Annotated in this window: 6 protein-coding genes; all 6 read left to right on the top strand. The window is 27.1% G+C overall.

The window, feature by feature from the left end:
* The first annotated feature begins 576 nt into the window (after positions 1–576).
* Positions 577–2,547, top strand: coding sequence for a 1,4-alpha-glucan branching protein GlgB (gene glgB, locus J2S18_RS16175; RefSeq protein WP_307488388.1), 1,971 nt, complete (start codon positions 577–579; stop codon positions 2,545–2,547).
* Between the two features lie 16 nt (positions 2,548–2,563).
* Entirely contained in the window at positions 2,564–3,994 is a 1,431-nt protein-coding gene (glgA, locus tag J2S18_RS16180) for a glycogen synthase GlgA (protein ID WP_307488390.1), read from the top strand.
* Between the two features lie 32 nt (positions 3,995–4,026).
* Positions 4,027–6,462, top strand: coding sequence for a glycogen/starch/alpha-glucan phosphorylase (locus tag J2S18_RS16185; protein WP_307488392.1), 2,436 nt, complete (start codon positions 4,027–4,029; stop codon positions 6,460–6,462).
* A 13-nt stretch (positions 6,463–6,475) separates the two neighbouring features.
* Positions 6,476–8,302, top strand: a complete 1,827-nt coding sequence (locus J2S18_RS16190) for a glycoside hydrolase family 13 protein (protein ID WP_307488393.1) — start codon at positions 6,476–6,478, stop codon at positions 8,300–8,302.
* A 100-nt stretch (positions 8,303–8,402) separates the two neighbouring features.
* Entirely contained in the window at positions 8,403–9,611 is a 1,209-nt protein-coding gene (locus J2S18_RS16195; RefSeq protein WP_307488394.1) for a glucose-1-phosphate adenylyltransferase, read from the top strand.
* A 29-nt stretch (positions 9,612–9,640) separates the two neighbouring features.
* Complete coding sequence (glgD, locus tag J2S18_RS16200; protein ID WP_307488395.1) at positions 9,641–10,747, top strand: glucose-1-phosphate adenylyltransferase subunit GlgD; 1,107 nt, start codon at positions 9,641–9,643, stop codon at positions 10,745–10,747.
* Positions 10,748–11,335 lie beyond the last annotated feature (588 nt).

Consider the following 11,335-nt stretch of genomic DNA (forward strand, 5'->3'; position numbering starts at 1 on the left):
AGCGCCGATGGTACTGCATGGGAGACCGTGTGGGAGAGTAGGACGTTGCCAGGTAAGTAACGAAAAGAGATAGTTTAATTACTATCTCTTTTTTTGTATAAAAAAATGATAAAAATTAATTTAGAGATTTGTTTGTACTAATAACTACCAATTATAATATTATAAAAGACTAGTACGATTATTTTTTATGTAAGAAATTTTATGAAGTGTTTATATTAAGATATAGAGCAGAAATTAAAATAATATATAATTCAATAGAAATAATAATTTCATAGTAAATAATAAAAATGTTATTATGTATATTTTTAATTAAGAATATAATTATTTTTTATAATTATAATTTTGAAAATGATATATGAGTTTTTAAATGATATATAAAAATTTCATAAGAATAATTTTAAAAGATTAAAGGATAGATTTTTGTCTATGTTTTAATCTTTATTTATTTTAAATATATTTTTTGAAGAAATATATTTAAATTTGTAAAAATTTATAGGAAAAAATTAATGGAGAAATAAGGAATTAAATGTTATAATTGCAAAGAAGTGTAAAGGGATAAATGAGGAGGGGGTTATTATGGTACAGTCAACAAAAAAGAAGACAATAATTAAAAAAGGGCAAATAACAGAGTTTGATAATTATTTATTCCATGAGGGAAAGAACTATAATAGCTATAGATTTATGGGGGCTCATAATATTGTTGAAAATAGAAAAAGAGGAACAAGGTTCACTCTTTGGGCGCCAAAGGCTAGTAGTGTTTATGTAGTTGGAGAATTTTCAGATTTTAAACCACTTGAAGAGTATAAGATGGAAAGAATAACAGATATGGGGATTTGGAGTCTTTTTGTAAGAGGATTAAAGGCTGGTGTTAAGTATAAATACTACATAATTAATCAGTGGGAAAGTCAAGGTGTGTATAAAGCTGACCCATATGCATTGCTTTCAGAGATTAGACCTAATACGGCATCAATAGTTAAGGAAGATATAAAATTTAAGTGGACTGATAGGAAATGGATAAATAGAAGAAATAAAACAAGTGTATATGAAAGTCCTATAAATATATATGAAGTTCACTTAGGTTCATGGAAAAACAAAGATGGTGAATTCTTAACATATAGTGAACTTGCAGAAAGATTACCTGAATATGTAGTTGAAATGGGTTATACACATGTGGAATTTATGCCTTTAGTGGAACATCCATTAGATGCATCTTGGGGATATCAAGGAATAGGATATTATTCTCCAACCAGTAGATATGGTAATCCTGAAGGTTTAAAGGAACTTATAAATGCTCTTCATAGAAATAATATTGGGGTAATTTTAGATTGGGTTCCAGGTCATTTTTGTAAGGATGAACAAGGATTATATATGTTTGATGGAAGTCCAACTTATGAGTATGAAGAAGGATGGAAAGCTGATAATAAAGGATGGGGAACATTTAATTTTGATTTAGGTAAACCAGAAGTTAGAAGTTTTCTAATATCAAATGCTTTATATTGGATAAGGGAATTTCATGTTGATGGATTAAGGGTAGATGCAGTTTCAAATATAATTTATTTAAATTATGGCCGAAAAGAAGGGGAATGGAGACCTAATAAGTATGGGGAAGATGGCTGCTTAGAAGGAATAGAGTTTTTACAAGAATTAAATAAAGCAATATTTTCTGAATTTAATAATATAATGATGATTGCTGAAGAATCAACGTCATGGCCTAATGTTTGTAAGCCAGTTGAAAATGGAGGATTAGGATTTAACTTCAAATGGAATATGGGATGGATGAATGATACTTTAGAGTATATTGAGTTAGATCCTGTATATAGAAAATATCATCATAACAAATTAACATTCTCAATGATGTATAATTACTCAGAAAATTTTGTACTTCCAATTTCTCATGATGAAGTTGTTCATGGTAAAAAGTCATTAGTGGATAAAATGTGGGGAGATTATTGGAACAAGTTCGCTGGACTTAGAATGTATATCGCATATATGATTGGACATCCAGGAAAGAAACTTTTATTTATGGGATCAGAGTTTGGACAGTTCATAGAATGGAGAGAATATGAAGAGCTTGAGTGGAAACTTATTGAAAGTTTTGATATGCATAAAAAGACTAATGATTATTTCAAGAAAATAAATAATTTTTATAAAGAAAATAGTGCATTATGGGAATTAGATTATAGTCCAGAAGGGTTTAAGTGGATTGATGCTGATAACAATGAACAAAGTATACTGATATTTATGAGAAAGGGTAAAAGTGATAAAGATACATTAATATTTATATGTAACTTTACTCCAGAGGTTTATTATGATTTTAAGGTAGGAGTCCCTTATTTAGCAGATTATAAAGAAGTGTTTAACACAGATGAAAAAGAGTATGGTGGATCTGGACAAACTATGGAAGATATATTAGTAGCTGAAGATATATCCTATCATAATATGCCGTATTCTATAAAGGTTAAAATTCCACCTATGGCAGTGTCTATAATTGGAATTGAAAATTTTAGTGAATATTTTTTAGAAAATAAAACTATTATAGAGAAATAAGGGAGTGAACTTAAAAATGAAGGTTTTAATTGCTGCATCAGAGGCTCATCCTTTTATAAAAACTGGAGGTCTTGGAGATGTTATGGGAGCATTGCCTCAAGCACTAAAGAATTTAGGGTTAGATGTTAGAGTTGTAATTCCAAATTATAGAGATATAAAAAAAGAAATAAAAGAGAAGTTAGAATTTATTAAAAGTTTTGAAGTTCCTGTAAGTTGGAGAAAACAATATTGTGGGGTTCTTGAATATAAATATAAAGGTGTAACTTACTACTTATTAGATAATGAGTATTACTTTAAAAGAGATGGTCTTTATGGATATTATGATGATGGTGAAAAGTTTGCATTTTTTGATAGGGCAGTTTTAGAGTTTTTAAAGGAGATAGATTGGAAGCCAGATATAATTCATTGTAATGATTGGCAAACAGGAATGATTCCAGTACTTCATAAGGTGGAGTATATGAAGGATGATTTTTATAAAAATATAAAAACAATAACATCTATCCATAATTTATTTTTTCAAGGAACATTTACTAAGGAAATATTACCAGAACTTTTTGGATATGATTATGAATTATTTACAAATGGAAGTTTAGAACTTCATGGAGGAGTTAGCTTTTTAAAAGGAGCAATAAATTATTCAGATATAGTTTCAACAGTTAGTGAAACTTATGCTTTAGAGATAATGACACCAGAATATGGAGAAACTTTAGATGGATTATTAAGATGGAAAAAAGGAATTCTTAAAGGGATAGTAAATGGAATAGATTATGATGAATATAATCCTGAAACTGACAAATTTATTTTTAAAAATTATTCAGTTAAAAACTTTGAAGATAAACTTATAAACAAGATAGAGTTACAAAAGGAATTAGGTCTTAAAGTTAGTAAAGATACACCAATGATAGGAATGGTATCAAGACTTACTCATCAAAAGGGCTGTGATTTAATAATAAATATGCTAGAAGGATTACTTAAAAATAATGTTCAAGTAGTTATATTAGGTACTGGTGATCCTATTTATGAAAATGCATTTAAGGATTTTCAAGAAAGATATAAAGGAAAGGTATCTTCAAATATAATGTTTGATAATAAGTTAGCTCATAAAATATATGCAGCATCAGATATGTTTTTGATGCCATCTCTTTTTGAACCTTGTGGACTTGGTCAACTTATAGCTTTAAGATATGGGGCAGTTCCAATAGTTAGAGAAACAGGTGGACTTAAGGATACAGTTATTCCATATGATGAATATAATGAGATTGGAAATGGATTTGGATTTAAAAATTATGATTATAATGAACTTAAAAAAATAATAGAATATGCAATAGATGTATATAAAAGTGAGAAAAAGTGGCAATCATTAATATTACAGTCTATGAAATCTGATAACAGCTGGTTAAAATCAGCTAAAAAATATAAAGAAATGTATGAGGAATTAATAGGCTGATACTCAAGTTTTGAGATATCAGGAGGAATTAAATGATTGCAATAACCAAGAAAATTTTCAAGGAGGACTTTGAAGAAAAGTTTTCTAAAATGTATGCTAAAGAATTAAATAAAGGAACAATACTTGAAAAATATGGAGCTTTAGGAACTTTAGTAAGGGAATATGTAACTAAAGAGTGGATAGAAACAAATAAAGTATATGAATCCTTTAATAAAAAGCAGGTTTATTATTTTTCAATGGAGTTTTTATTAGGTAGATTACTTGGAGACTCTATTAACAATTTAGGCATTAGAGAAATATGTAAAGAGGTTTTAGGTGAACTTAATATAAATTTAGAAGATATTGAAGAGATTGAAAAAGATCAAGGACTTGGAAATGGGGGACTTGGAAGACTTTCTGCCTGCTTTTTAGATTCTATGGCTTCTTCTTCTATTCCAGGTCATGGATGTGGAATACGATATAAATATGGATTTTTTGACCAGAAAATAATTAATGGAAGTCAGGTTGAAGTAGCTGATACTTGGCTAGAATCAATAAATCCTTGGGAGATAAGAAAAGATAATGAATTTGAAGAAGTAAAATTTTATGGGAATGTTATATGCCAAAATACAGGTGAAAGATTAAAGTTTATTCATGAAAACTACCATTCTGTAAAGGCAGTACCTTATGATACACCAATAATAGGATATAAAAATAATGTAGTTAATACATTAAGGCTTTGGAGTGCAGAAACTTTAAATAAAGACTTTGATTTTTCCTCTTTTAATAAGGGTGATTATGATAAGGCAGTAAGCTATAAAAATTCAGTTGAATCAATATCTTATATACTTTATCCAGAAGATTCATTTTATGAAGGAAAATTGCTTAGGTTAAAACAACAATACTTTTTTGTATCGGCAGGTATACAAAGTATTATAAGAAATTATAAGAAAAGTGGGAAAAATATTTTAAATTTAGATAAAAGTATAGCTATTCATATAAATGATACTCATCCAACCCTTGCTATACCAGAGCTTATAAGGATACTTATAGATGATGAAGGATTAGGATTTGATGAAGCTTTTGAAATTACTAAGAACACTATTTCATATACAAATCATACAATATTATCTGAGGCATTAGAAAAGTGGCAAGTTGAAATGGTTCAAAAGTTATTACCAAGAATTTATATGATAATAGAAGAAATTAATGAAAGATATTGCAAAACTCTTTGGGAAAAGTATACAGGGGATTGGAATAGGATTTCTAGGATGGCTATTATAGGTGATGGATATGTTAGAATGGCAAACCTTGCAATAGTTGCAAGTCATAGTATAAATGGAGTTGCAAAACTTCATACAGAAATACTTAAAACTAGAGAAATGTCTGATTTTTATAATTTATATCCTGAAAAGTTTAATAATAAAACAAATGGAATAACTCATAGAAGATGGCTTATTAATAGTAATCCTAAATTGACGAATTTACTTAAAAGTACTATAGGAGAGAGTTTTATTAAAAATCCTATAGAACTTAGAAATTTTAAAAAACATTTAGATGATAATGATGTTATAGATAAATTAGGAGATATAAAGGAATCTAATAAAATTGAGTTAGCAAATGAAATTTATAAAGATTCAGGAATTATAGTAGATCCAAAATCTATTTTTGATGTGCAAGTTAAAAGAATACATGGATATAAAAGACAAACATTAAATTGTTTAAGAATAATGGATTTATATAATAAAATACTTGAGAATCCTAATTTAGATATCTGTCCAAGAACTTTCATTTTTGGAGGTAAAGCAGCACCTGGGTATTATTTAGCAAAAAATATAATAGAATTAATAAATGCTATTGCAGATAAAGTAAATAATGATAAAAGAGTAAATGACAAAATAAAAGTAGTAATGATGGAGAATTACAGAGTATCTCTTGCAGAAAAAATAATAAAAGCAACAGACCTTAGTGAGCAAATATCAACTACTACTAAAGAAGCATCAGGAACATCTAATATGAAGTTTATGATGAATGGTGCTGTAACTATAGCTACTTTAGATGGAGCTAACATAGAAATAAAAGATGAAGTTTCAGATGATAATATTATAATATTTGGATTAACCTCAGAAGAGGTAATTAATTATTATAAAAATTGCAATTACTCTTCTTCTGATATATATAATGGTCATTATGAAATAAGAGAAGTAGTAAATGACTTAGTAAATGGAAAGTATTCAAGGGATAAAGACAAGTTTAAAAATATATATGATAATTTATTGATTTATAATGATGAGTTTTTTGTATTAAAAGATTTTAAGGATTATATAAAAGCTCAAGAGAGAGTAGATGAATTATATAAAGATCAAAGAAAATGGCAAAGAATTTGTGGAATTAACATTGCACATTCTGGAGTTTTTTCTTCAGATAGAACAATAGAAGAGTATTCTAAAGAGATTTGGAGAACTAATGCTTTTAATAAAAGCATATAAATAGGGGGCTTTTATGGTAGATATAAATGTTTTTCATAATTCTCAAAACTTAAAATATAGAAAACCCTTTGGAGCAGTTAAAGTTGGGGATAAGATTTCTATAGGGATAGATTTAAATATAGAGGCTAATGTGTATTTGCATTTAATTGAATTCTGTGGAAAGAAAAGTAGAACTCAAATGTTAAAACATAAAAGTTTAGATAAGAAAAATATTAAGTTTGATATATGTTTAGATACTAGTAACTTATATGGAATACTAAATTATTATTTTGAAATAATATATGAAAATAAAACTATGTATTATGGAAATAATGAGGAGTGTTTAGGAGGAATAGGAAAGTGTTATGATTCTTCTCCTAAGTTATATCAGATTACTATTTATAAGGAGAGGAAGGTTCCTAAATGGTATAAGGAAGGAATTATATATCAAATATTTGTAGATAGATTTTTTAATGGAAATGATGATTTTAAAATAAATAATCCTAAAAAGAATAGTTTCATATATGGTTCATGGGATGATGATCCTATGTATATAAAAGATAATAAGGGTAATATCGTAAGATGGGATTTTTATGGAGGAAACTTAAAGGGAATAATTAAAAAACTACCATATATTAAATCTCTTGGTGTATCAATTATATATATGAACCCAATATTTAAGTCAGCAAGTTGTCATAAGTATGATACTGGGGATTATGAGAAAATAGACGAAATGTTTGGAACAGAAGAGGATTTTCAGGAATTATGTTCTGAAGCAAAAAAATTGAATATAAATATTATACTAGATGGAGTTTTTAGTCATACTGGATCAGATAGTAAGTATTTTAATAAATTTAGTAATTATGACAGTATTGGAGCCTATCAATCTAAAGCATCAATATATTATAACTGGTATAGATTTTATGAACATCCAGATAAATATGAAAGCTGGTGGGGTTTTGAAAACCAACCTAATGTAGATGAATTAAATAAAGATTATATAAATTATATAATTAAAGATAAAAATTCAATTATTTCTAAATGGATGAAGTTAGGGGCATTAGGATGGAGACTTGATGTTGCAGATGAGTTACCAGATGAATTTATAAAGCTAATAAAATATGAGATTATAAGTAACAATAAAGAAAGTGTTCTTATAGGAGAAGTATGGGAAGATGCATCCAATAAAATAAGCTATTCCGAAAGAAGGAAGTATTTCTTTGGAGATGAATTAGATTCAGTTACAAATTATCCACTAAGGGATGTTTTAATTAAGTTTTTAATGAAAGAAATAGATAAAAATTATTTTATAAAAAAGATAATGAGTATTTATGAAAATTATCCAAAAGAAAACTTCTATAGCAATATGAATTTACTTGGAAACCATGATACTGAAAGGGTTTTTACATTATTAGATAATAACAAAAAACTTCTTGAATTGGCAATAGCAATGCAAATGACACTTCCGGGGGTACCTTTAATATATTATGGGGATGAAGTTGGACTTACTGGAGGAAGAGATCCACAAAATAGAAAGCCATATCCTTGGGGAAGGGAAAATAAAGAAATATTAGATTTATATAAAAGTTTAATAAGTATAAGAAACAATGAAAACTCTTTAAAAAAAGGGGCGTTTAATTTTATATATGATTCAGAAGAATTACTTATATATGAGCGCATATATGAAAGGGAAAAAATAATAGTAATAGTGAATCCATATAATAAAAAAATAGATTATGAGTTAAAGAATGAAAATAGGGTAATAATTAATTTAATAGAAAAAGCAGAGTGTACTATAAATGAAAATGGGAATTTAAGATTAAAGGAATTAGATTACAAAATTTTAAAAATTAAATTATAAAGTTTATAGCATTAGCGCTTTAATCTAATGCTATAAAAACTATGGAATTATAAAATTTATTTTATGTATAAAAGTATAGATGGGAAGGGGTATACATTATATGGGTAATAAAGAGATTATAGCTATGATTTTAGCTGGTGGTCAGGGGTCGAGACTTGGGGTTTTAACTAAAAATTTAGCGAAACCTGCAGTTCCTTTTGGAGGTAAATATAGAATTATTGATTTTCCACTAAGTAATTGTTCAAATTCAGGAATTTATACAGTAGGAGTATTAACACAATATAAACCATTAGAGCTTAATTCACATATTGGAATTGGAGATGTATGGGATTTAGATAGAAGAGATGGAGGAGTATCAATTTTGCCTCCATATCAGGAAGAAAAGGGTGGAGATTGGTACAAGGGAACAGCAAATGCAATATATCAAAATATTGAATATATAGATAGATATGAGCCTGAATATGTACTTATACTTTCAGGAGATCACATATATAAAATGGATTACGATAAGATGCTAAACTTCCATAAAGAAAAAGAGGCAGATGCAACAATTGCAGTTATAGAAGTTTCTACAGAAGAGGCAAGTAGATTTGGAATAATGAATACAAGAGAAGATTTATCTATATATGAGTTTGAAGAAAAGCCTAAGAATCCAAAAAGTAATAATGCATCAATGGGGATATATATATTTAATTGGAAAGCACTTAAAAAGTATCTAAAGGAAGATGAATTAGATGAACTTTCAAGTAATGACTTTGGAAAAAACATAATTCCTAAAATGCTAAATGATAATAAAAAGATGGTTGCATATCCATTTAAGGGATATTGGAAAGATGTTGGAACTATAGATAGTTTGTGGGAAGCTAATATGGATTTATTAAAAAAGGAGAATGAACTTAGTTTAAATGAAAGGGAATGGAAGGTTTATTCAAAAAATCCAGTTAGACCAGCACAGTATATTGGAGAAGAGGCAAAAATCAAAAATTCATTAATCAATGAAGGCTGTTTAGTTTATGGTAATGTAGAAAATTCAGTATTATCTCAAGGGGTAAAGGTTGGAAAAAATACTGTTATTAGAGACTCAGTAATAATGCCTAATGTTTCAATAGAAGATAATGTAATAATAGAAAAAGCTATAGTTGGAACTGAATCAATTATAGGAAAAGGCTGTAAAGTTGGGGATGGTAAAGAAATAGCTGTTGTTGCTGCAAATGAAAATCTAGAATCAAAAATTGTTTCTAGTAAGATGGGATTAAATATAAGTCCAAGAGATATATTTTTAGAAGAAGATATAATTAAAAATGTTTAGTTTGAACTATTGATAAAGGGGTGGGGTTTTTGAATAATTGTTTAGGAATAATAAATTTAGATGAAAATGAAAGTAGAATGGGTGAATTAGTTAAATTTAGAACTTTAGCATCAGTACCTATTTCGGGAAGATATAGAATAATTGATTTTACATTATCTAATATGGCAAATTCAGGTATTGAGGGAATTGGAATTTTTACAAAAAATAAATCAAGATCTTTAATAAATCATTTAACAAATGGTAGGCCCTGGGATCTTCACAGAAAAAAAGATGGATTAAGAGTTTTTAACTTTGGTAATAATGATCCTTTTTATGATGATGTCCATAATTTTGCTGATAATATAGAATTTATAAAAAATAGTAGGAAAGAATATATTTTAATATCACCATCATATATGATATGTAATATAGATTATAAAGAACTTATAAAAAGTCATATAGAAAAGCAAAATGATATAACAGTAGTATATAAATCCATAGATAATGCAGATAAAAAATTTATTGATTGCGAACTAGTTAATATTAATGAAGTAAATAGGGTTTTAGGTATTGGAGAAAACATAGGAAGAGAAAGTTATGCAAATATTAATATGGAAATGTATATAATGAAGACAGATCTTTTTATAAAGATGGTTTATGATTGTATAAAAAATGGAGTGTATAGGAAGATAAAAGATTATATAAGTAATAATCTAAATGATCTTAAAGTTGGAGCTTTTGAATTTAAAGGATACCTAGCTTGTATAAATTCTATAAAATCATATTTTGATGCTAATATGGACCTTTTAAATCAGGATATAAATAAAGAATTATTTTACGATAAGCATCCTATATATACAAAGTCTCAAGATGAAGCACCTACTCAGTATACTGATGAAAGTAATGTAGTTAATTCTATAGTGGCTAATGGTGCTTATATAGAAGGAACAGTTAAAAATTGTATTATAGGAAGAAGAGTTCATGTACAAAAAGGTACTGTTATAGAAAATTGTATTATAATGCAAAATAGTATTATAGAAAGAAATGTTTCTATGAGCAAGGTCATTGCAGATAAGGGAACTGTAGTAAATAATAATCAAAATATTAGTGGAACTGAGAATTATCCTGTAACTATTCAAAAAATAAAAATTATATAAAGGATATTTATTTAATAAAGAAGAGAGAGTTATTATATTTATACCTATAGCTAAAGATCTTAAAAAGATATTTAACTATATGGATATATTTATAATTTCTCTCTTTTTTTATTTTATAGTGATTTATATTTTAAAAAAAAGCTATATATAAATGTGTTAATTAGCATAAATAAATATCCATATAGATAGATTTTTACTCTATTTAGCTTAAATAACTTTAAAAGGAACAAGAAACTAATCCTAGTGTATCAATAGTATGAAATGGAAGTATTAATTAATAAATAAGAGTATTATCATTGTAAAATCATTAAATAGGCATATTCGAATTTTAATATAAGAATATATATGTTATTATTAGTTTCGTTGCTTGAGAGGCAAAGGAAATGAATTAAACACTTGGAATTGATAAGTGCTTAAAAACATTGACAAATGCTAGCTTAAGTGATATAATAACTTATGTTGTTTGAAAGCAAATTCAACATTTAATTTTTAAAAAATAAATGTTGACAGCAAAGTTTTTAAATGATAAGATAAGCAAGTCGCTTGAGGGCGACGAGATAAAATGGTCTTTGAAAATTGAACAGAATA

It is taken from the genome of Eubacterium multiforme (assembly GCF_030813415.1).
GTDB classification, from domain to species: domain Bacteria; phylum Bacillota; class Clostridia; order Clostridiales; family Clostridiaceae; genus Clostridium; species Clostridium multiforme.